This is a genomic window from Cupriavidus sp. UGS-1 (assembly GCF_021213615.1).
Taxonomy (GTDB): domain Bacteria; phylum Pseudomonadota; class Gammaproteobacteria; order Burkholderiales; family Burkholderiaceae; genus Cupriavidus.
This window is the reverse complement of the sequence record NZ_JAJQJF010000003.1, coordinates 148,194-166,968: the sequence shown is the minus strand read 5'-3', so window position 1 is coordinate 166,968 and position 18,775 is coordinate 148,194. Positions and strand designations below refer to the sequence as shown.

18 protein-coding genes are annotated in these 18,775 nt (G+C 68.2%); 2 read left to right on the top strand and 16 right to left on the bottom strand.

Annotation, left to right across the window (positions count from 1 at the left end; translation table 11 throughout):
• Nucleotides 1-33: 33 nt before the first annotated feature.
• The 16 genes from LRR16_RS05705 to LRR16_RS05630 form a co-directional block, all read right to left on the bottom strand.
• A complete protein-coding gene (locus tag LRR16_RS05705; RefSeq protein ID WP_006577725.1) occupies nt 34-987 on the bottom strand; it encodes a phosphatidate cytidylyltransferase in 954 nt (317 codons plus the stop codon).
• A gap of 6 nt (nt 988-993) precedes the next feature.
• A complete protein-coding gene (locus tag LRR16_RS05700; RefSeq protein ID WP_232205117.1) occupies nt 994-1,620 on the bottom strand; it encodes a 1-acyl-sn-glycerol-3-phosphate acyltransferase in 627 nt (208 codons plus the stop codon).
• Between the two features lie 4 nt (nt 1,621-1,624).
• Nucleotides 1,625-2,089, bottom strand: coding sequence for a hypothetical protein (locus LRR16_RS05695; protein ID WP_232205116.1), 465 nt, complete (start codon nt 2,087-2,089; stop codon nt 1,625-1,627).
• Nucleotides 2,079-3,479: a phosphatase PAP2/dual specificity phosphatase family protein gene (locus LRR16_RS05690; protein ID WP_232205115.1), complete on the bottom strand. Its 1,401-nt coding sequence runs from the start codon at nt 3,477-3,479 to the stop codon at nt 2,079-2,081. Before LRR16_RS05690 ends, LRR16_RS05695 begins: the two co-directional genes overlap by 11 nt.
• Entirely contained in the window at nt 3,476-5,239 is a 1,764-nt protein-coding gene (locus tag LRR16_RS05685) for a bifunctional alpha/beta hydrolase/class I SAM-dependent methyltransferase (protein ID WP_232205114.1), read from the bottom strand. The genes LRR16_RS05690 and LRR16_RS05685 overlap by 4 nt, the downstream gene beginning before the upstream one ends.
• 3 nt (nt 5,240-5,242) lie before the next feature.
• Nucleotides 5,243-5,887, bottom strand: a complete 645-nt coding sequence (locus LRR16_RS05680) for a CDP-alcohol phosphatidyltransferase family protein (protein ID WP_064576707.1) — start codon at nt 5,885-5,887, stop codon at nt 5,243-5,245.
• A 261-nt stretch (nt 5,888-6,148) separates the two neighbouring features.
• Nucleotides 6,149-7,444 (bottom strand): glycosyltransferase family 4 protein, encoded by a 1,296-nt coding sequence (locus tag LRR16_RS05675; protein WP_232205113.1) that lies wholly within the window; start codon nt 7,442-7,444, stop codon nt 6,149-6,151.
• Nucleotides 7,441-8,577, bottom strand: coding sequence for a non-hydrolyzing UDP-N-acetylglucosamine 2-epimerase (gene wecB / locus LRR16_RS05670; RefSeq protein WP_064576565.1), 1,137 nt, complete (start codon nt 8,575-8,577; stop codon nt 7,441-7,443). Before wecB ends, LRR16_RS05675 begins: the two co-directional genes overlap by 4 nt.
• Complete coding sequence (locus tag LRR16_RS05665; RefSeq protein ID WP_006577436.1) at nt 8,574-9,470, bottom strand: SDR family oxidoreductase; 897 nt, start codon at nt 9,468-9,470, stop codon at nt 8,574-8,576. Before LRR16_RS05665 ends, wecB begins: the two co-directional genes overlap by 4 nt.
• Nucleotides 9,471-9,472: 2 nt before the next feature.
• On the bottom strand, nt 9,473-10,507 hold the full coding sequence (locus LRR16_RS05660) for a polysaccharide biosynthesis protein (protein WP_064576567.1): 1,035 nt from the start codon (nt 10,505-10,507) through the stop codon (nt 9,473-9,475).
• Complete coding sequence (locus LRR16_RS05655; protein WP_232205112.1) at nt 10,494-11,708, bottom strand: glycosyltransferase; 1,215 nt, start codon at nt 11,706-11,708, stop codon at nt 10,494-10,496. Before LRR16_RS05655 ends, LRR16_RS05660 begins: the two co-directional genes overlap by 14 nt.
• Nucleotides 11,705-12,652: an NAD(P)-dependent oxidoreductase gene (locus LRR16_RS05650; protein WP_006577438.1), complete on the bottom strand. Its 948-nt coding sequence runs from the start codon at nt 12,650-12,652 to the stop codon at nt 11,705-11,707. Before LRR16_RS05650 ends, LRR16_RS05655 begins: the two co-directional genes overlap by 4 nt.
• Nucleotides 12,645-14,318 carry a hypothetical protein gene (locus tag LRR16_RS05645; protein WP_232205111.1) on the bottom strand — a complete coding sequence of 558 codons (1,674 nt, stop codon included), beginning with the start codon at nt 14,316-14,318 and terminating at the stop codon, nt 12,645-12,647. The genes LRR16_RS05650 and LRR16_RS05645 overlap by 8 nt, the downstream gene beginning before the upstream one ends.
• Nucleotides 14,319-14,329: 11 nt before the next feature.
• Complete coding sequence (locus LRR16_RS05640) at nt 14,330-15,259, bottom strand: glycosyltransferase (RefSeq protein WP_232205110.1); 930 nt, start codon at nt 15,257-15,259, stop codon at nt 14,330-14,332.
• Entirely contained in the window at nt 15,256-16,617 is a 1,362-nt protein-coding gene (locus LRR16_RS05635) for a lipopolysaccharide biosynthesis protein (protein ID WP_255674028.1), read from the bottom strand. Before LRR16_RS05635 ends, LRR16_RS05640 begins: the two co-directional genes overlap by 4 nt.
• Nucleotides 16,618-16,756: 139 nt before the next feature.
• Nucleotides 16,757-17,170 carry a GFA family protein gene (locus LRR16_RS05630; RefSeq protein WP_232205108.1) on the bottom strand — a complete coding sequence of 138 codons (414 nt, stop codon included), beginning with the start codon at nt 17,168-17,170 and terminating at the stop codon, nt 16,757-16,759.
• Between the two features lie 255 nt (nt 17,171-17,425).
• Between LRR16_RS05630 and LRR16_RS05625 the strand changes: the two genes are divergently transcribed.
• Together LRR16_RS05625 and LRR16_RS05620 are read left to right on the top strand one after the other, a co-directional pair.
• A complete protein-coding gene (locus LRR16_RS05625; RefSeq protein ID WP_232205107.1) occupies nt 17,426-17,767 on the top strand; it encodes a helix-turn-helix domain-containing protein in 342 nt (113 codons plus the stop codon).
• A gap of 45 nt (nt 17,768-17,812) precedes the next feature.
• Complete coding sequence (locus tag LRR16_RS05620; protein WP_232205105.1) at nt 17,813-18,724, top strand: alpha/beta hydrolase; 912 nt, start codon at nt 17,813-17,815, stop codon at nt 18,722-18,724.
• Nucleotides 18,725-18,775: the final 51 nt, after the last annotated feature.

Here is an 18,775-nt window from a genome sequence, read left to right as displayed (position 1 = left end):
CGGCGATTGGCTAACGCGGCGGAGCGACCGCCATCACGGCACCCACCAATACCGCGTGATATGGAAGAACACCGGCGCGGCAAACACCACCGAGTCCAGCCGGTCGAGCATGCCGCCGTGGCCCTGGATCATCTGGCCCCAGTCCTTGATGCCGCGGTCGCGCTTGATCGCCGACATCACCAGCCCGCCGAGAAATCCCATCAGCGCGATGACCAGCGCGATCGCGCCGGCCTGCCATGGCGCGAACGGCGTGATCCACCACAGCGCGGCACCGAGCGCGGTCGCGCTGGCGACGCCACCGACGAAGCCCTCGACCGTCTTGGACGGCGACAGCAGCGGCGCGATCTTGCGCTTGCCGCACAGCTTGCCCCAGACGTACTGCAGCACGTCGCTGCCCTGCACCACGATCACCAGGAACGCGATCAGCAGCAGGTTGCGGCCCTCGAAGCCGGGAATCGGCAGCGTCAGCAGCGCCGGCACATGCGAGATGCAGAACACGCAGATCATCACGGCCCACTGCACGCCAGCGCAGCGTTCGAGAAAACGCGTGGTCTCGGCCGACAGCGCGGCCAGGATCGGCAGCAGCAGGAAGGCGTAGACCGGGATCAGGATCGAGAACATGCCGTACCAGTCGACATAGACCAGCACGTATTGCAGCGGCAGGAACAGGAAAAAGGCGGCGACGATCGCGCGATGGTCGCCGCGCCGCGTGGTCGTAATGGTGACGAACTCGCGCAGCGCGAAGAACGACAGCAGGTAGAACAGCACGATCACCGCCGTGCGGCCCAGCGCGAAGGCCACGCCCATCACGCCGATCATCCACCACCAGGCCCAGACCCGCTGCGCGAGGTTGTCGATCACCGGATGCGCGCCGCCGCCGGCGATCCGCCAACGCAGCAGCAGCGTCACCGTCGAGGCAAGCAGCAGCACAGCAAGCAGGCCACCGAACAACAGCCAGGTCTCGTGGTTCCAATGCAGGGTCGGCATGGCAAATTAATCCAGTACGGGAGCGAGCGCGAGCAGGCCGTCGCGGCATCGGGCGAGGAAGCTGTCCTTGTCGTCGTCCGGGACCAGCAGCACCGGCTGACCGAACGTCACCGTGCACAGCAGCGGCACCGGTACGATCTCGCCCTTGGGCATCACGCGGTTCAGGTTGTCGATCCACACGGGCACGAACTCCACCGACGGGCGGGCGCGCGCCAGATGGAAGATGCCGCTCTTGAACGGCAGCAGCCTGGCCTCGGTCGTATTGCGCGTGCCCTCGGGAAACAGGATCAGCGAATCGCCGCCTTCGAGCGCGCCGCGCATCAGCGCGACCGGATCGCTGCCCGGGTCGCTGCGGGTGCGGTCGATCAGCAGCGCACGAAAGACATCGCGCCCGATGAAGCGCCGCAGCGCCGAGCGGTCCCAGTAATCGGCGCCCGCCACGGGCCGTGTGCGCGGCCGCAGCTCCGGCGGCAGACAGCCCCAGATCAGCACGAAGTCCCCGTGGCTGCTGTGATTGGCGAAGTAGACGCGCTGCACCGCCGCCGGCACGCAGCCCTGCCAGTTGGCGCGCATGCCGGTCAGCAGGCGGGCGAAGACGATGATGGCGCGCGCGGTCACGCGGGCAATCCACATGGTGTTATCCCAGGATCGATGTGAGGAAGGTCAAGACAAACTGGATCACGGCCAGCGCGCCGCACAGCCGCACCAGCCGCAGTGCACCGCGCGCGCGGTCGGTCATCGTCCGGCCCTGGCGGCCTGGCGCGATCCAGCCGAGCTGCAGCAGCGCCGCATCCAGGCCCGCCAGATCGGCCGCGCCGTGGCGGCTCGCGTAAGCCGCCAGCGCCTCGAACAGCCGGCGGTCGATCGCCACCCGCAGCAGCAGCCAGAGCTGCGCCAGCGCGAGCAGCACCGGCATGCCCGCGAGCCAGCCGGGCAAATCGTTGGCAACGAGCAGCCAGACGGTCGCAAGGCCGAACGCCAGCCCCGCACCCGCCATCCAGGTGGCGCCGGACAGCGCACCCGCAACGGCATGCGCGGTCCAGGCGTCGATGTTGGCTTCGACGTTTGCGCCGGCGCCCTTCCGCGTCGAATCAGGCGGCATGGTCGATCTCCGTTGCCCGGGCCTGCACGAGCCACCGCCGCAGCGCGTCGGCATGGGCGCCGCCGAGCACGACCGCAGGACGGTGGGTACGCAGATGGGCAAGCGCCGCGTCGACGGCCGCCGCGGCATCGGGCGAACCTTGACGACGCGCGAGCCACGCGGTCACCACCATCGCGCTGCGCGAATAGCCAAGCGCGCAACTGACCAATACGTGCCTGCCCGCCGCGTGCCACGCGTCGAGCTGGGCTACCGCCTGATCGAGCTGCGCGGCGGTGGGCACGGTCAGGTCCAGCATCGGCACGCAACGATAGGCGAGCGCGTCGTCGACGACCGCGCGCGGCAGTTCCGCGCTGAGGTCGAGCACGGCATCGGCACCGCACGCGCGCAGGTCCGCCCGCGTGGGGAAACGCCCTACCCGAATGCCGTCCGCGATGACGCTAGCCTGCGGGTCCCGCCGCGTCCACCAACGCGAATTGAGAAAGGCGCTCAGCAGATAGGGTGCCAGCACCCAGCGCGCGGCGATCGCCATGGTGCCGTCGCTGTCCTTCTGGAACCAGGCCGGCGCCGCCAGCGCATAGATGCGGGCGACACAGGCGAGCGCCAGCGCGCCCCACAGCAGCAACAGCGCCAGCGTGACCGAGGTGCCCAGCGCCAGCAGCGCGCACAGCAGCGTCACCACCGCCCCGAGCGCGTAGCGGCGCGCGAGCCGGCGCGTGGCCACATCCGCCGCACTCTGTGCGATCGCCGGCAGGCGCAGCGGAAACACGTAGACGCACAGCCAGCCAACCAGCGCGCCGGTAGGCACGTCGACCAGATGGTGCTGCCAGGTCGTCAGCACCGAGACGCCGATCAGCGCGAACCAGCCATGCAGCAGCCAGCGCCAGCGCCTCGGCAGATGCGCGGCAAACGCGACCCACAGAATGATCAGCAGGCTGATATGCAGCGACGGCGCCTGATTGAAGGGCAGGTCGAAGCCGCCAAGCAGCGTGAACAGCTGCCCCGGCAGACCGTCAGCCTCGGGACGGGTAAAGGCAAAGCGCAGCGGGAAAACGATAAAGCAGGCAACCGAGATCAATTGCGCCGCGACCAGGCGCTTGACGTGCGTCAGCAGCCCGGCGCGCGTGCGCCACAGAAAAAACGAGATGCCGTACAGCAGGTCGATCGACCAGTACGGCACGATGGTCCACGGCACGAACGGGATGCCGCGTTCCCAGCCGAAGTAGAACGACGGCACGTGCGCGCGCTGGCTGGCAAGCCAGTTGGCGAAGCCATAGCTCGAGAAGAACAGCGCGCCGGCCAACGCCAGCAGCACGCAGGCCAGGCCCCAGGGGCGGGCCTCCCTCGGAGCAGGCTGCGTCCCAGACTGCGTGTCGGCAGGCAAGGCGCTCATGCGTCGCGCCTGCGCGCCAGGCTGACGGTAAAGATGCCCCAGCGGTCGATCCGCTGCGTCACCTTGTCGAAACCGGCGGTGCGCACCAGTTCGTCCATCTCGGCCTGCGAGCGGCGCCGCATTACCCAGGCCGCGCCGGCGCGGTGGCTGGTCAGCGCGCGGGCGATGAACTCGAGCTGCGGATGCCAGGGCTGGCCCGTGTAGACCAGATAGCCGCCCGGCGGCACCGCACGCGCCATGCCATCGAGCGAGCGGCGGATCATTGCGTTATCAGGGAACAGCTCGTACAGGCCGGAGACGACGGCCAAGGTCGGCGCCGGCGACAGCGCGGCCAGATCGTCGCCATCGAACGCATCGCCCTGCTCGAAGCGGGCGATGCCGGCCAACCCCTTGGCCGCGATCAGCGCCCTGCCCTGCTCGACGTTCAGCGCGCTGTAGTCGCGCAGCAGGATCGATTCGACTGCTGTGCGATCGAGCTTCTCCAGCGCCTCGAGCACATAGCGCCCGTGGCCGGCCGCGATATCGACGATCCGCACCGGCATGCCGGCCGCTTGCAGCCGGCGCACTGCCTCGGCAATCAGTTCCTCGGCGTGAACCTTGCGCTGACGGATGCCGCGCCAGCCGATCGCCTCGAGGTACTGGCGGTCGGCCATCCGGCCCAGCGCGCCGCGGCCCGATGGCGTGTTGCGATAGACGTAGTCGAGCGTCGAGCCCGAATCGAAGCCGGTCTGGTGCCCAAGCCGCACGCCGTCGGACAGCAGCCCTCCGAGCTTGAGGTTGGCGCGCGCCGCGCGCCAATACCACGCCGCCAGGCCCGTCGGCGCCGAGGCGAGCCGGTCCGATTCCTCGCGGAACGGGCCGATCTGGTCGGCATCGAGCAGCGAGCGCGGCGCCGACGGCGCGTCGAATTCGCGCACGATGAAGCGCCGCGCCGCATCGACCGCGCGTTGGCGGTCGCGCTCGCCCAGCGTGTCGTGATAGAAGCCATCGAGCACGATGCGCTCCTTGGTCCGGCTGCCCAGCCGCTCGTAGAAGCGGTCCTGCGGGCCGCGATGGACCACCCAGTCAGCGCCGGAGATCAGCAGCTGCGTCGGCACGGTGATCGCCGCGGCGTCGGCGACGATCCGTTCGGCGGTCTCGTACAGATCGAGCAGGATATTGACCGCGATTGGCCGCGTGATCAGCGGATCGTTGTCATAGCTGGCAATGCGCTCCGGATCGTGAGTCAGGAACTTTGCCTTGACATAGCTGTTGACGAAGAACTTGCCGCGCAGCCGGTGCATCAGTTTCAGGCCCGGGCGCGCGAACGGCACATACAGCTTGACCTTGAACGCGGGCGAAGCCAGCACCAGCGCACGGATCGGCGGCGCGTAGTCGTGGACCCAGGTTGCCGCCAGCACCGCGCCGACGCTTTGCGCCACCACCGCCATCCGCTGCAGCGGGATACCGTGGTTGGCGCCGATATGCTCGGTAAAGGTCTGGATATCGCGCACGGAGTCGGCCAGGCTCGGGCTATAGCCGCGCTCGCCCGGCGAGCGCCCATGGCCGCGGGCGTCCCACGCAAAGATGTCGTAGCCCGGCAGATTCAGTTCGTCGGCAAGGTGGGCGACGCGGCCGGAATGTTCGTGACCGCGATGGAATAGCACCACCGCGCCGCGCGGCTGCCCCTCCACCGCCGGCCAATGCCGATAGAACAGCGCCTGGCCATCGTGCGTCTGAAATTGCAATTCCTGCGGCTGGCGTGACGACAGTCGGTCCATGCCTTACTCCGCGGTCTGGGCTTGGGATTGGGCATGGGCCTGCGCTTCGGCAACGCCGCGCCGCACCCGGTTGACGATGGTCAGCACCGACAGCAGCGACAGCAGCAGCCACAGCCACGGCCCGGCCGCGCCGAAGCCCAGGCCGACGCCGGCCCACAGCGCGATCGCGCCCACCACCAGCGCGCGATCGCTCTTGCCGAAGGGGCCGTCGTAGCGGCGGCTGGCACCGGCCAGCGGGCCGATCAGCCCGGCCGCCTCGACGATCACCGCCAGCAGCGCGAACGGCCCGACCTGAGCCAGATTGAAGTCCGGCAGCGCGGCCAGCGGCAGGATCAGCGCGACATCGGAGACGATGTCGCCCAGCTCGTTCAGATAGGCGCCCAGCGCGCTCTTCTGGCCATGCTCGCGCGCCAGCATGCCGTCGATCGCATTGAGCGCCATCCGCGCGAACAGCCATAGCGGAAACAGCAGGAACAGCGCCGACGTCTCGGCCACCAGCGCGCCGATCGCGGCCAGCGCACCGACGGCCAGCGAGCCGGCCGCGGCGACGAGCGTCACCTGATTGGCGGTCGCGCCGCGCTCGGCCAGATCCTCGACCAGCGGCCGCAGCCATGCCTGAAATCTGGGCTTGAGTTCGTAGAGCGTCATTGCGCCGGCCTCCCGCAGAGCTTGCGCCGGAAGCGGCATGGCGATGCGCCAGGCTGAGCCGGGACCGGACGCTGCGCGGCCGGTGCACCGGGACCCCCTTCCGGATTTATTGGTATTGGTATCTGGTCTTGGCTCGACGCCGGGCATGCGCGTGGCGGCAGGCTGGCGTCAAGGCCGAGACATTACCAGAACTGGGGTCGGCGGTGAATTCGACGGAGTTTAAATCACCGGCCTCGCCGCCCACCTCGTTCCATTGATCGACTACTGCGCCACCACGCCGCAGTCCTCCTTCTCCTCGGCCTCCTCGCCCGCGTTCTCGCCCTGCGCTTCCTGCATGGGCTCGCTGCGCAGCCAGCCCTCCAGCTTGTCGACGACGCGCGCAAAGCTGAACTGGCTGTCGTAGTAACGCCTGGCCGATTCGCCCATGGCGTGGCGGGTCCGCGCTGGCAACGCGCGCAGCCTGCGTACTGCGGCGAGCAGCGCTGCGCTGTCGCCGGCCGCGCAGGTCACGCCTGCGCCGGCATCCTCGACCACGCGGGCGCCCTCGCCATCCAGCATGGCGACGATGGGCACGCCCGTGGCGAGATAGGACTGCACCTTGCTGGGCACCGTCATCGCGAACAGCGGATCCGGTTTGAGCGTTACCAGCAGTGCATCGGCCTGCTGATAGAAGCGCGGCAATTGGTCAGGCGAGACCAGGCCATGAAATCGGACCCGGGCGCCAAGCCCGCGGCGCGCGACCTCGTCGGCCATCCAGCTGGCCGCGCTGCCCGCCCCGACGAAATGCCAGCGCGTGCCGTCGTCCCCCGCCGCCTGGACGGCGTCGAGCACGGCGGCAAAACCCTGGGCATGGCCAAGATTGCCAAGGTAATAGATATCGAAGCCGTCCTTGCCGCCTTCTGCCGCCATCGGCCGGGCTGCGGTGCCGTCGTCCGCGCGGCCATCGCCCCAGTTCGGCAGATAGCTGACGCGCGAGCGGCCTCCGACACGCGCGTTCAGCAACGGGATATACGCGCGGGACTGCGAAAATACGTGGTCGCAGCGCCGATAGACCCATGCCATGAAGCCGGCGATCGGGGCAAGCAGCCGCGGTGACCGCACCGCGCCGACCGCGCTGATCGATTCGGGCCACAGATCCTGCACCCACAGCATCAGGCTGGCCCGTTTCAGGCGGCTGAGCACGACGCCGGGCAGCCCGACCGTGCCCGGCGATGGCTGGCAGACGAACACATGATCGAAGCGCCGGCCGCGCAGCTTCCACGGGCCGAGCACGCTGGCGCTCAGCGCGAAGCTCAGGTAGTTCAGCGCCAGCCGCCGATAGCCGGTACCACGCGCCATCATCGGTACGCGCACGATATCGACGCCGTCCAGCGCGGAGAAGTCCGCCGGCGCCTGGCGATACGATGGGAATACCGCGCCCTGCGGGTAGTTCGGCACGCCCGTCAGCACGGTTACCGCATGCCCGCGCCGCGCAAGCTCGACCGCCAGCTCGTTGAAGCGGAAATTCTCCGGCCAGAAATACTGGCTCAGGATCAGGACCCGGCTGCCGGCTGTCATGCGCTGTCCTTGCGCCATACCACGCGGTCGACGTAGTCGGTATAGCTGTGCAGGATGCGCAGGACCTTTTCCGAGACGTTGTCCGCGCCGTAGTCGGCGACCATCTTCAATTGCCGTTGCTCGCCACGGCCCTGCGCGTCGAGAATCGCCAGGCCCTGGCGAATGCGCTCCGGGTTGAGGCCGACCATCATTACCGCGCCCTCCTCCATGCCTTCGGGCCGTTCGTGGGCCTCGCGCAGGTTCAGCGCCGGAAAGTTCAGCAGCGACGATTCCTCGGTAATGGTGCCGCTGTCCGACAGCACCGCACGGGCCTCGCACTGCAGCCGCACGTAGTCGAGAAAGCCCAGCGGCTTGAGCAGCCGCACGTTGGCCGGAAAATCCAGCCCAAGCGCGTCGATGCGCTTGCGGGTACGGGGATGCGTCGACACGATGACCGGCATGCCGCTGTCGCGGGCGAGGTCGGCCAGCACCTGCGCGAGCCGGCGCAGCCGCTCCGGCGTGTCCACGTTCTCCTCGCGGTGCGCGCTGACCACGTAGAAGCGCCGCGGCTGCAACGCCAGCGTATCGAGCACGGTGGAGGCTTCGATTCCGGGCCGATAGTGGTCCAGCACCTCGCGCAGCGGGCTGCCGGTCTTGATCACGCGATCGGGCGGCAAGCCCTCGCGCAGCAGGTACTCGCGCGCGATGTCGCTGTAGGTCAGGTTGATGTCGGCAATATGGTCGACGATGCGGCGGTTGATCTCTTCCGGCACGCGCTCGTCGAAGCTGCGGTTGCCAGCCTCCATATGGAAGACCGGCACCTTGCGCCGCTTGGCGGCGATTGCGCCCAGGCTGCTGTTGGTATCGCCGAGGATCAGCAGGGCATCGGGCCGTTGGCTGGCCAGCACCGCATCGGTCCGGACGATGACCTCGCCAATCGTCGCCGCCGGAGACTCGCGCGCGGCATCGAGAAAATGGTCCGGCCGGCGGACCTGCAGCTGCTCGAAGAACACTTCGTTCAGTTCGAAGTCGTAGTTCTGGCCGGTATGCACCAGGCAATGGTCGCAGTGCCGGTCCAGCAGCGCGATGATGCGCGACAGACGAATGATTTCCGGCCGCGTACCGAGCAGGGTCATCACCTTCAGTCGTTTCATGACGCGTCTCCCTGGCTGCGCCGCCCGGGCGCATAGGCTTGCAGATAGTCGGCGTGCATCGCGTCGATCAGCGCCTCCCACGCAGGCGGGGCATAGTCGAGCGCGGCGCGCAGCCGGCTCGAATCGAGCGAACGGTCGATGGCCGGCTGCATCTCGCGGTGAATGTCGATGTCGTGGCGATATTGGCGGGCGACCAGCCGCAACAGCCGGTCCTTGTCGATCGGCGCGGCGCTCAGGTGGTAGAGACCGGCCAGTTCGCGCCGCGGCAGAATCCGTTCGCGCAGCACGCGGGCGATTTCCACGGTCGGCAGCCCGGAAAACACGGCGCCGCCGTAGCCGGTCACCGCCCCGCGCTGGCCAAGAAACCAGTCGACCAGGCTGATGCCGCGTGCCAGCTCGTGGCCGATCAGCGAGGTACGCAGCGTCAGATGGCCGCCGTAGTCGACCTCGCCGAGCCGCTTGGTGCGGCCGTAGAGGTCGTCGGCATCGGCCGGATCGGTTTCGCGGTAGCTGCCTTTCCGGCCGGAGAACACGCAATCGGTGGACACATGGATCAGCCGCGCACCGGCCGCCGTGCAGGCGCGCGCCAACCGATGTGGCAGGCCCGCGTTCAACGCAATCGCCGCCAGCGGATCCTGCGCCTGCTCGCGCTGCTTGATCAGGCCGACGCAATTGATCAGGGCATCCGGCTTGACGAGGCGAACCAGGGCATCGACGGCCGCTTCGTCCAGCGCATCGATGCCAATATGCAGGCGCCCACGTGCCGGCAACGGATAGTTGCCGGGCAGCGGCGTCCGCAGCGAACCATGCACCTCGATGTCACTATCCGCCGCGAGATGCCGGTAGAGGGTATAGCCGAGCATGCCGCCGGCGCCAAACACGAGCACGCGCATCGTCAGTACTCCACCTGGCTGTACTGGCCTTCGAGCGCCGCGCGCACGAAGGGCAGGCGCCGCAGCAGCGCCTTGGTCTGCTGCAGGTCCAGCTGCTCGGTGTTGTCCGAGCTGTAGTCGGCCGACGCCGAGATCGCGGTCTCGCCCTGCTCGAAAAACTTGGCGTAGTTCAGGTCGCGATTGTCCGGCGGCACACGGTAGTAGCTGCCCAGGTCCTCGGCCAGCGCCATCTCCTCGCGGCTGAGCAGCGCTTCGCTGCGCTTCTCGCCGTGGCGCGTGCCGATGATCCGCACCGGGTGGTCCGGCACATCGAACAGTTCGCACAGGGCCTTGGCCAGCGTCGCGATCGTCGTCGCCGGCGACTTCTGCACGTAGATGTCGCCATTGCGGCCATGCTTGAACGCGAACATCACCAGTTCGACCGCGTCCTCCAGGCTCATCATGAAGCGTGTCATGCGCGGATCGGTCAGCGTCAACGGCCGGCGCTCCAGGATCTGCTCGACGAACAGCGGAATCACCGAGCCGCGCGATGCCATCACGTTGCCGTAGCGCGTGATGCAGACGCTGGTGCGCTGCTCGTCGAGCTGGCGCGCCTTGGCCTGCGCCACCTTTTCCATCAGCGCCTTGCTCATGCCCATCGCGCTGACCGGATAGACCGCCTTGTCGGTGCTCAGGCAGATCACGCGCCGAACCCCGCAAGACTGCGCGGCGCCGAGCACCTGTTCCGTGCCGACGATATTGGTCTTGACCGCCTCCATCGGATGGAACTCGCACGAGGGCACCTGCTTGAGCGCCGCGGCATGGAACACATAGTCGACGCCCTGGAATGCCGCCAGCAGGCTCTGCTGGTCGCGCACATCGCCCAGATGGAATTTCAGCTTCGGGCTGGCGTAGCGCAGCCGCATGTCGTTCTGCTTCTTCTCGTCGCGGCTGAAGATGCGGATTTCGCGCAGATCGCTGTCGAGAAACCGCTCCAGCACGGCATTCCCGAAGGAGCCGGTGCCGCCGGTGATGAGCAGGCATTTATCGCTGAACATGGGGATCGGGATGGTCGGTGGTGGAAGGAGCCGCGTCGGCGGAAGGGGCCGCGTTGGCGGGTGTGCCGGCGTCGATCAGTTGCCGATGCAGCGCCCACGCCTGTCGGGCCAGATGCGCCCAGGTATAACGCTCGAGCACAAGCCGCTGCAGCGCCGCGCCCATCGCCTGCCGCTGCGCCGGGGGGAGATCCAGCATCCGCTCGAGCCCGGCGGCCAGTCCCTCGGCCGTAGCCGGCACGATGTGCCCGCCGCCGGCCGGCTCCAGCGCATCGAAGCCGCACTGGTCGGTGATCAGCGCCGGCGTGCCCAGCAGGCCGGCTTCGAGCACGACCAGCGACATCGCTTCCTGGCGCGACGGCACCACCAGCAGGTCGGCGGCGGCGAGCAGGTCCAGCTTGTGCTGGCCCTCGACATTGCCGATCAGCTGCACGCGCCCCTGCAGGCCGAGCCGTTCGATCTGCGCCAGCAGCGCGGCACGCTCGCCAGCGTCGCGGCCCGCCAGCAGCAGCCGCGCATCGGGATGGGCCGTTGCGACCCGGCTCCATGCCTCGATCAGCAGATCCGGACCCTTGATCAGCGCCAGCCGGCCGAGAAACAGCACCAGCGGTGCCGTGCCGATGCCATGGCGGTCGCGCGCACGCTGCGGCCGCAGATCGTCGCACGGCTCGGCATCGACGCCGTTGGGCAGCACGACGATGCGCGAATCGGGCACGCCGTAGGCATGGAAGTGGGCGCGCTCCTGCTCGGTGACCGCCACGCAGCAACTGGCGCCCAGCACCAGCCGTTTGCCGACGATCGCGTTGTACAGCGTCTTGATCGCCTTCGAGCGCCCGAAGATCGGCAACGATCCGGCCGGACAGTAGACGTACGGCCGGCCGTGCCGCAGGGCCATCCATCCGCTCAGCGCGCCCAGCCAGCTCCAGTGCCCGTGGATATGGACGACATCGGCCTGCCGCACGCGGCGCGCGATGCTGCCCGGCCAGACCCACGGCACGATGAAGCGCCGGCTCGGCGTCGGCACCAGCGTGCAGTCGATGCCGGCGAGCTCGCGCAGCCGCTGCGGGCCGAGTCCGATGCGCGTCGCCAGCAGCGACACCTGGGCACCGGCCTGCTTCATCGCACGGCCGAGCCGAAAGGTCCGTTCGGCGGTCCCGCCGCCCATCGACGGGTCGATCGCATCGCAGACAAACAGCACCCTCATCGTGCCCGCTCCGCGCCGCGGTCGGCGGCAAAGCCCCTGGCAAAGGCGGCCAGGGCTGCGTCCAGCGAATGGCGGTCGGCCAATCCATATGCCACCAGCCTGGCGTCGGAAAACCGCTGGCGCGGATCGCACAGCGAGCGGCCCAGCATGCGCAAGGCGAAGCGCAGCAGCCACGTCGGCGCGGCCGGTGTGTTACCCGCGAGCGGCTTGCCGAGCAGCTGTCCGAGACGGGAGTCGATGGCCTGGTAGCGATTGAGCGGATCGTCATCCGCGCTGACCACAAAGGTCGCACCGGCGAGCGGCCGTGGATCGCCTGCCAGCATCCTCAGCGCCGCGACGACGCGCTCGACCGGGACGAGATGCATCTGCCTGTGGCCATGAATGACGCGCAGCGCGTGCCGTTTCCACGCCGGACCGTGCGCGATCAGCGACGCAAGCTTGCGCAGATTGGCCGAGCCTTCGCCGACGATCGCGGTCGGCCGGATGATTCCCAGATCCACCGCCGGGCCGAGACGCTCGGCTAGCAGCCGCTCGGCCAGCCCCTTGCGACGCTCGTATTCGGTGCGCGGCCGGCATAGGGTGTGCTCGTCGATCCGCAAGGCATTGCAGCGCCCGACGACGACGGCGGTGCTGACATGCAGCACGCGGGAGACTCCTGCCTGTCGCGCCGCTTCGGCAAGGTGGCGGATCGCGTCCGCGTGGGCGCCCTCGTCCGGCGCGTCGGCCGGATTGACCAGATTGATCAGCACGGCGGCACCATGGACAAAGCCGCGCAGGCTCGCCGCATCCCGCAGGTCGCCGCGAAATTGCGTGTGGCCGTCGTGCGGACCGCCCCGGCTCAATGTGCGCAGCACCGTGCCGGACTCGCCCTGCAGCGCGCGCACCAGATGGCGGCCGAGAAAGCCGCTGGCGCCCGTCACGCACACCACCCGCGGCTCATGCATGTTGCGCCACCGTCCGCGGCTCGCCGCGGCCGATATGGCCGAGCAGCCAGAAGCCGATCAGCGACAGCCCGGTCAGCACGGCGAATACCAGGGCCAGATACGGAAAACTCATCTGGCACACCGCATTGGCCAGCAGCAGGCCGACCCATGCAGTCAGCAGACGGCTGCCGGTCGCACGCAACGCCAGGCCGTCGAGCCAGCAGATCAGCGCGCAGACCGCGAACATGCCGAGACAGACCACCAGCAGCGAGCCGCTGTAGTACAGCACGGTCGCGAAGCCCGGCAGCGTCAGATAGGTGAAGTCCGGCTGATAGGCGTAGACCGAATGCGCGAGGCGCTGGAAAACCGCATGGACGCCGCGCGCCGGGTCTTCGGTCAGACCCTCGCGCAACAGCGGCAGGCCGAGCCGGTCGCTGGACGCCACGGCCATCATGCCTTCCATGCCGATCCAGCGGTCGATCGTCAGCAGCATGACCTGGCGCAGCATATTGCTCGGCGTCATCTGCAGCCGCTGTTGCGCAACTGGGGCAACGGCGATGGCGGGCGCCGAGCCGCCCGTTGAAGCGGCGCTTGCCGATGCGGGCAGTACATACTGCGTAGCCGCTGCCGGAGCCGGCGATGCATTGACCGCCGGCGCGGAGATCGCGTTGGCCGGCGCGTTGGCCGGCGCGTTGGAAGTCGCGTCGGGTGCCGCGCCGGCGTCGATGGCAGGCTGCGCGGGCGACGTCGCGGCGGCAGGCGCGTTCGGATCGGCCACCTTGTACAACGTCAGCCGGATCGCCGAGACCGCCACCAGGCTCGCGGCGAACGCGGCGGCCATCACCGGCAGCCATTTCCACCCGCCCTCGCGCCACCAGCGCGAGGGCGCGATCCGGCCGTGAGCGAGGCTGGCCATCGCCAACGCGCCGAATACGAACAGTGCGCTGGCCCGGCTGGACATCGATGCCGACATCACGACCCCCAGCACGCTCAGTGCGATCACGAGCGGCCACAAGCGATTGGAGCGACGCTGATGTTCCCAGTCGGCCAGCAGCATCACCAGCGCGGCGATGCCGCAATACGCGGTCCAGGCAAAGATCGCATTGAGCTTGAACGGCAGCACGATGCGCGCGTTGACGCCTGTCACGAAGAACGCGTAGTGATAGTTGGCCAGGTAGAACAGCCCCACCGCCACCGTCAGGCCGGCCCAGGTCCACCCCGGGGCGCGCCGGTACCAGGCCGGCACCGCCAAGCTGGGCATGGACAGCGGCAGCACCGCCTGCCCGGCCCGGTGGCGCAGCCAGCCGAGCTGCACCACACGGAACAGCGCGACGCCGACCGCCGCCGCCGTCGCCGCCGCCAGCGCGCGGTCCCACTGCTCGGGGCGCTGGGCGAAGTCGCCAATCGGCTCGATATAGGGATAGCGGAACCACTGGTGCGCGACGAACTTCGCCCAGAAGCCGAGGAACAGGAAGATCGCCAGGAAGCCGTAGGCGTCGACGCGCGGCCGGCGCGGCAGCAGCGCGAGCATCGCCGCGAACGCCAGGTGAAACGCGGTCAGTACCCATGGACTGCCGGGGTGACCGACATAGGTACCCGCGGCGACCGCGAGCCAGAGGAGAACCAGCGCGCGCCCACCCCACCGAAGCGCCGGGCGCGATTGTCCGGTCCGATCCGTTGCCATCATGCCCGCCGCCTTCATGCCCTCACCTGCTGTCCTCGGCGCGCACGCCAATCATGTAGTGCCCTGCCAAGCAAGCCGTTCGCCAGCAGCCGCCACGTCCGCGCGCGCAGCAGCACGCCGGGGTGCGCCGCCAGCGCCCGCATTCCGCAGTCCAGCGCCTGACCGAAGCGCCAGGCGCGCAGATGGCCGCGGCTCATCAGGATCGCGGCGTTGGCCTGCGCCTGCCGCCGCGCCGCCCGATACGCCGGCGGAACATCGTCGCGGGCAAAAAAGCCGGCAATCACCCTGCCATGCTCGCCAACGCGAGCGGCATCGGCGAGCGCAAATGTCTGCGATTGTTCGTGGACACGGAAGCTGGCCAGCCGCTGGGCAACATGGACGCCCTCGCCGCACAGCCCGATCCGCAGCAGAAATTCGTAGTCGGGAATTTGCCGCAGCGATGGGTCCCAGCCGCCGACACGCGCAAAGGCCTCCCGGCGGAACAGCATGCCGGGGCCGGGCGGACAGACCCCTTCGAGCAGCACCGCGGCATAGTCGAAGTCCGGCGCGCTGACCTCGCGGAATCGCCGCGAATCGGCGTCGATCAGCCAATAGTCCGGATAGGCCAGCACCGCCTGCGGCCGCGATTCGAGCGCCTGCACCACCTGTGCGACGGCGTCGGGCTCGAGCGTGTCGTCCGCGCTGAGGTAGCCGAGCACGGTGCCCGAGGCCAGCGCCCAGCCACGATTGAGCGTGGCGGCCTGGCCCTGGTTCGGCTGCGTGAACACACGGCAGCGGCCGGCATGGCGCTGGATCCGCGCCCACGAATCGTCGGTGGAACCGTCATCGATGACGATGATTTCGAGGTCCGGATAGCGCTGCGCCAGCAGCGAGTCCAGCGTCTCGGCGATATAGCGTCCGGCGTTGTACACCGGCACGACCAGGCTCACGCGCGGCGGCGTCATCGCAATTGCCTCAGCGTCGCGAGCGGTTGCAGCAACCCACGCCAGCTGGCATGCGTCCACAGGCCGCGAGTCTGCCGCACGCGCAGCCACATCGCCAGGCTCTGCAGCGCGAGGCCGATGGCCGAGGCGCAGGCCACGCCCAGCGCGCCGTGGCTGCGAACGACGGCAAGGCCCAGCCCGATCGTCAATGCACCGGCGGCGATCGTGATCCACATCATGTCCCGCTGCCGTCCCGTCATCATCAGCGTGTAAGCGGCCGAGCCGCACAGGACATTGACGAGCTGGCCCAGCGACAGCACCAGCATCAGCGGCGCCGCGGCCCGATAGGCATCGCCGAACAGCAGGCTCAGCAGCGGCTCCCCGCAGCCCGCGAAGACCAGCACCGCCAGCGCGGCGGGCAGCGCGGCCAGCGAGGCGACATCGCGCAACAGGCGCTGCAGCTCGGCATGGCGCGCCAGCGCATGGCGAGCCGAAATCACCGGCATCAGCGCGGCGTTGAGCACCGTCAGCGGCAAGGTCAGCAGCACGGTCATCCGAACGGCGGTGCCATACAGCGCGACGCCGGCGCTGTCGCCGGCGCCCTGCAGGATCCAGATATCGGCCTGCAGCAGGACCAGCAGCGTCAGCTGTGTCGCCCACAGCGGAGCGCTGGTCTGCCACAGCCGCCGGGCATCGCGCTCGATGGACGTTCCCAAGGGCTCACGGGCGCGCCACAGGCAGACCGCGGCAACGGTTGCGCCGGCTAGCGTGGCCGCGGCGATGGCGACCACGACCGCGTCAAGCGAAGCGGGCACCAACCAGCCGAATGCGGTCAGCAGCAATACCGACAGCACGGCGCTTGCCGCGCCGGAGAACAGCGAGGCGAGAAACAGGTTCTGCAGGCCGCGAAAGATCTCTGCCAGCAAGGTCTGCAAGGCGCTCGCGGCGATCCACAGCCATAGCGCGATCCACGGCAGGCGGCCGTCGTAGGCCAGCCAATCGACCAGCAGCAGCCGTATCGGCGGCACGGCCATGACGATGGCGGTCAGCACCGCCGCCGCCGCGACGAACCGGATCGACAGATCGATCACGCCCAACGTGCGTGCCGGACGCCGCTGCGCCTGGGCTTCCGCAATCAGCCTGACGACGCTGAAATTCAGTCCACCGCCCAGCACGACCGCGGCGACGGAAACCACACTGAGCAACAGGAAATAGCGCCCGGCATCGGGCTGGGATAATTGCCGGGTAATCAGCATCGCCACAATCAGGCCGAAGAATGCGGCCAGGGCGCGAAACCCGAACGACCAGATACTGCCCAGGACAATGCCGCTGGCGGCGGAATCGTCCGATGAGCAGGATTGGGGCTGGCGCGCGGGCATGGCTTCGCATCATACCGAAAACCCTTTGCCGGACTAATAACCCAAACGCGGCAAATTGGAAACGAAGCGAAGAAAATTTGCCCGAATCAGGGAAAACCCGCGGTGATGCCGCGGAGTTCATTTGCGGATCGCCGTGTTTTTATGCCGGGCGGGATTCGGTAATGTCTTGCAGACAAAGCCACCGATGCTTGCGCTCCGCCCAATGCAGCAATTGCGGCGGCGGGAAATCCCGATCCTCCAGGCATCCCGCCGATACCGAAATGGCTTCCTTCAATGCCTCCGCCCGCATCAGCACCACCGATCCGCACGTGGTACAGAATTCCTGTTCCAGCCATTGTCCCGATGTCCCGGTACGGCGCCATGTCCGGGTTTCGCCTTTTCGGCTGACAATCGCCGATTCGGCATAGATGGCCCGGTAGGAAAAAGCCGAGCCGGTACAGCGCTGGCACTCCAGGCAACTGCATGCGTAGACGCGGCGCGGTTCGCCGGCGAGCACCAGTTCGACGCCACGGCACGAACATGCCGCGGTTCGCTTGCGATCTTCAGCCCGCATTGCCGCACTCCGCAATGTCATGCCGAAACCAATGGCACGGGTTCACTAAAATGGTAACGACGGCCGCGCCCATCGGGGCAGCATCGCGCGGCTGCGAATTGGATGCCATGCAACAGTTCTCCGGCGGTCGCAGATCGAGATTGCGGCCGCCCGATGAGTTGTGAAAGGGAGAATCGATGATATCGATTCGCCTTTGCCCGTGGAAGAACGCACCTTGAGGTAAGTACCCCGATTCCGGGGATGGAGATTTTTGCAATGAGGAACAAGGAACCGGACAGTTGCGGCTTTGCCTCTGCGCTGCAGGCAATCGGCGGCAAATGGAAAACATCGGTGCTTTGGGAATTGCATCTGCGCCCGCATCGATTCGCGGAATTGCGCCGGCTGTTGCCCGGCGTCAGCGAAAAAGTCCTCGCGCAGCAATTGCGGCAGATGGAGGCGGACGGACTGATCCATCGCCATGATTACGATGAAGTGCCGCCGCGCGTCGAGTATTCGATCACGCCGCTGGGCCTGAGTCTCAATGATGCGGTGACGGCAATGTCCGCCTGGGGCAAACGCCATGAGGCTTGGAAAGCCGGGCAGCGAGCAGCGGCCTGAGGCAGCGGCAGCCTGAGCGCAATGGAGGGAAATCAAGCGATGTCCATGGTGCAGAAGACCGCAACGCGCTTCGAGGTCGATGGCGTCGATTGCATCGGCTACGTCTATCGCCCCGCGCAGCGCGAGACGTTGCCCGCCTGCATCGTGATGGCGCACGGCTTTGGCGGAACGCAACAGGGCTCGCTGGCCAGCACCGCCGAAGACTTTGCCGGCGCCGGCTTTGTCGTGCTGACCTTCGACTACCGCTATTTCGGCGAGAGTGCCGGCACGCCGCGCCAACTGATCTCGATCGCCGCGCAGAAGGCGGACTGGCATGCGGCGATTCGGCATGCGCGCACGCTGGCGGGCGTCGATCCCGAACGAATCGCGTTGTGGGGCAGCTCGCTGAGCGGCGGCCATGTGGTCGAGGTAGCAGCCGAAGACTCGCGGATCGCCGCGGTGGTCGCGCAGGTGCCGTTCAACGGCTTTCCGCGCAAGGTCGAAGGCAGGACCTCGGCAGAGACCCGGCAATTGCTGCGGGCCATGCTGAAGGACTGGTGGCATGGCCGAATCGGCCGGCCGCCGCACTATGTCCCCGCGGTCGCACCGCGCGGCCAGCTTGCGGTGATGGCCTTCGACGAGGCGGACGCGGTGATCCGCTCGATGCGCAACGACAGCTGGCGCAACGAGATCACGCCGCGCGTGCTGCTCGACATGATGCTGTGGTACCGGCCGGGGCGCCGCGCGCACCGCGTCAACGCGCCGTTGCTGGTCTGTCTGGCCGAGCGCGATGCGCAAACGCCCTCGCACCTCGGCCGCCGGATCGCGGATCGGGCACCGCTCGGCGAATTGCGGCGCTATCCCTGCGCGCATTTCGATTTCTACAACGAGGCGGTCCGCCGCCTCGTCGTCGCGGATCAGATCGCCTTCTTGCGTACCCATCTGGCCTGGCCCGAAAGGCAAGCAGCATTCGCCTGAACGCGGCGCCAAACCGCGCTCGCGGCATCCCGTCCCGCACATCCGGCCTTG

Coding starts and splice junctions, on each gene's coding strand:
- LRR16_RS05690 (WP_232205115.1), bottom strand. CDS start 3,479: ATGAGCGCCTTGCCTGCCGACACGCAGTCTGGGACGCAGCCTGCTCCG.
- wecB (WP_064576565.1), bottom strand. CDS start 8,577: ATGAAACGACTGAAGGTGATGACCCTGCTCGGTACGCGGCCGGAAATC.
- LRR16_RS05645 (WP_232205111.1), bottom strand. CDS start 14,318: ATGATGGCAACGGATCGGACCGGACAATCGCGCCCGGCGCTTCGGTGG.
- LRR16_RS05675 (WP_232205113.1), bottom strand. CDS start 7,444: ATGACAGCCGGCAGCCGGGTCCTGATCCTGAGCCAGTATTTCTGGCCG.
- LRR16_RS05700 (WP_232205117.1), bottom strand. CDS start 1,620: ATGTGGATTGCCCGCGTGACCGCGCGCGCCATCATCGTCTTCGCCCGC.
- LRR16_RS05650 (WP_006577438.1), bottom strand. CDS start 12,652: ATGCATGAGCCGCGGGTGGTGTGCGTGACGGGCGCCAGCGGCTTTCTC.
- LRR16_RS05655 (WP_232205112.1), bottom strand. CDS start 11,708: ATGAGGGTGCTGTTTGTCTGCGATGCGATCGACCCGTCGATGGGCGGC.
- LRR16_RS05680 (WP_064576707.1), bottom strand. CDS start 5,887: ATGACGCTCTACGAACTCAAGCCCAGATTTCAGGCATGGCTGCGGCCG.
- LRR16_RS05640 (WP_232205110.1), bottom strand. CDS start 15,259: ATGACGCCGCCGCGCGTGAGCCTGGTCGTGCCGGTGTACAACGCCGGA.
- LRR16_RS05705 (WP_006577725.1), bottom strand. CDS start 987: ATGCCGACCCTGCATTGGAACCACGAGACCTGGCTGTTGTTCGGTGGC.
- LRR16_RS05620 (WP_232205105.1), top strand. CDS start 17,813: ATGGTGCAGAAGACCGCAACGCGCTTCGAGGTCGATGGCGTCGATTGC.
- LRR16_RS05625 (WP_232205107.1), top strand. CDS start 17,426: ATGAGGAACAAGGAACCGGACAGTTGCGGCTTTGCCTCTGCGCTGCAG.
- LRR16_RS05695 (WP_232205116.1), bottom strand. CDS start 2,089: ATGCCGCCTGATTCGACGCGGAAGGGCGCCGGCGCAAACGTCGAAGCC.
- LRR16_RS05660 (WP_064576567.1), bottom strand. CDS start 10,507: ATGTTCAGCGATAAATGCCTGCTCATCACCGGCGGCACCGGCTCCTTC.
- LRR16_RS05635 (WP_255674028.1), bottom strand. CDS start 16,617: ATGCCCGCGCGCCAGCCCCAATCCTGCTCATCGGACGATTCCGCCGCC.
- LRR16_RS05630 (WP_232205108.1), bottom strand. CDS start 17,170: ATGCGGGCTGAAGATCGCAAGCGAACCGCGGCATGTTCGTGCCGTGGC.
- LRR16_RS05665 (WP_006577436.1), bottom strand. CDS start 9,470: ATGCGCGTGCTCGTGTTTGGCGCCGGCGGCATGCTCGGCTATACCCTC.
- LRR16_RS05685 (WP_232205114.1), bottom strand. CDS start 5,239: ATGGACCGACTGTCGTCACGCCAGCCGCAGGAATTGCAATTTCAGACG.